The 1,627-nt window shown below is 71.2% G+C and carries 2 protein-coding genes and 1 pseudogene; all 3 read right to left on the bottom strand.

Features of this window, described 5'->3' with window-relative positions:
* Positions 1-479 (bottom strand): EF-hand domain-containing protein (locus G7A99_RS09900; protein ID WP_163139859.1); only part of this gene is annotated, 479 nt, incomplete at its 3' end.
* 157 nt (positions 480-636) lie between these two features.
* The gene (gene rnt / locus G7A99_RS09895; protein ID WP_018719284.1) at positions 637-1,299 is read right to left on the bottom strand and encodes a ribonuclease T; all 663 of its coding nucleotides are present in this window, start codon (positions 1,297-1,299) and stop codon (positions 637-639) included.
* 121 nt (positions 1,300-1,420) lie between these two features.
* A pseudogene (locus G7A99_RS25435) lies at positions 1,421-1,627 on the bottom strand (dihydroorotase); the annotation flags it as partial.

The raw sequence follows: 1,627 nt of genomic DNA, 5'->3' as shown, positions 1-1,627 counted from the left end.
GGGTAGCCGTCCTGTGCCCGCTCGCCCATCCGGGTCGCACGGGCCCGGCTGAACTCCGCCTTGCCGATACGTCCGTCACCGTCCAGGTCAAAATCCGCGAACGTGGGCCGTCCGCCCTGCATGCCGGCGCCGGGCCCCTGGCCACCGCCGCGTTTCTCCTCCATGCGGACGCGCTGGCCGGCACGGAACTCCTCCCGTGTCAGCCGGCCGTCGCCGTCGCGATCGAATGACGAGAACGTCGGTGCGTTCGCCGCCCGGCGCCTCCCGGACATGCCGGTCTCGTCGCGTTGCGCCATGCGCCGCTCACGCACGGCGGCGAATTCCGCCTCGCTGATGAACCCGTCGCCGTTACTGTCGTACGTGGCGAAAGGCACGGGGCCGCGGGAGGGGAGGTCGGCCGCCGCGCTGCCGGCGGAGGCGAACATACCGGCGAGGGCGATCGTCACGACGAGGGAGCGGGTGCGTTCACGTGTTGCCATGATGGCCTCCGGAGACACAGTCGAATGACCGTCCGGCCGCCGGCTGTGGCGCGGTGGCCGGTCCCTGTCCCGGGTGGGTGCAGGAGTCAGTATCCGCCTGTCAGGCCCGGCTCACAAGCGGCCTTCGTCGCACCGGGACGATCGCCATGCTGCCGTGTCAGCGCCGGGCGAGGACGGCGTAGTCCGGGAAGCCGTTGAGCTCGTCCCAGCGATTGACGATGGTGCAGAACAGCTCCGCGGTCTTCTCGGCGTCGTAGATCGCCGAGTGGGCCTCGCGCCCGTCCCAGTCCTCGCCGGAGGCCTTCACGGCGCGGGCGAGCACGGTCTGGCCGAAGGCCAGCCCGGCGAGGGTCGCGGTGTCGAAGCAGGAGAACGGATGGAAGGGGTTGCGCTTGACGTCCACGCGCTTGACCGCGGCGTTGAGGAAGCCGAGGTCGAACCAGGCGTTGTGCCCCACCAGCACGGCGCGGGTACAGCCGGTCTCGCGGATCTCCTGGCGCACCGGACGGAAGATCTGGCGCAACGCCTCGTCCTCCGGTTTGGCCATGCGCAGCGGATGATCCGGGTCGATGCCGTTGAACTCCAGCGACTTGGGGTCGAGATTCGCGCCCTCGAAGGGTTCGACGTGGGTGGTGTGGGTCTCCGCCGGGTAGAGACGGCCGTCTTCACCCGCGCGCACGATCACCGCGGCGATCTGGAGCACGGCGTCCGTGGCCGCGTTGAGGCCGCCCGTCTCGATGTCCACGACCACGGGCAGAAAGGATCGGAATCGGTTGGCGATGGGGCGGTCACCCTCGCCGGGGAAGTCGGGCTCGTTCACGCTCGCGGCTCACTCCAGTCACTGTGGCAGTTCGGCAGCCCGCGCGCGGACCGCCGGTGCGGGGAACATCATACACGGCCGGCGGCACCGCCCGCAGGCGTCGTCCGTCGCCGTTCCGTGGCTACCCGGCGTCGTCTGCGTCCTCGACCCGCCAGGCCACCGTGGCACCGGCGCGCAGCGGCACGATCTCCCCGCCCGCCAGCGGCAGCGTCGCCGGCACCGGCGTGTCCTCGCGCACCAGGCGGATGCGCGAATCGTTGCGCGGCAGGCCGTAGAAGTCGGCGCCGTGGTGGCTGGCGAAGCCCTCGAGCCGGTCCAGCGCGCCGAC

The sequence above is a fragment of the Arhodomonas sp. KWT genome, from assembly GCF_010993615.1.
Note: the sequence above shows the minus strand (reverse complement) of the source record. Positions and strands in the feature narration are given on the sequence as shown.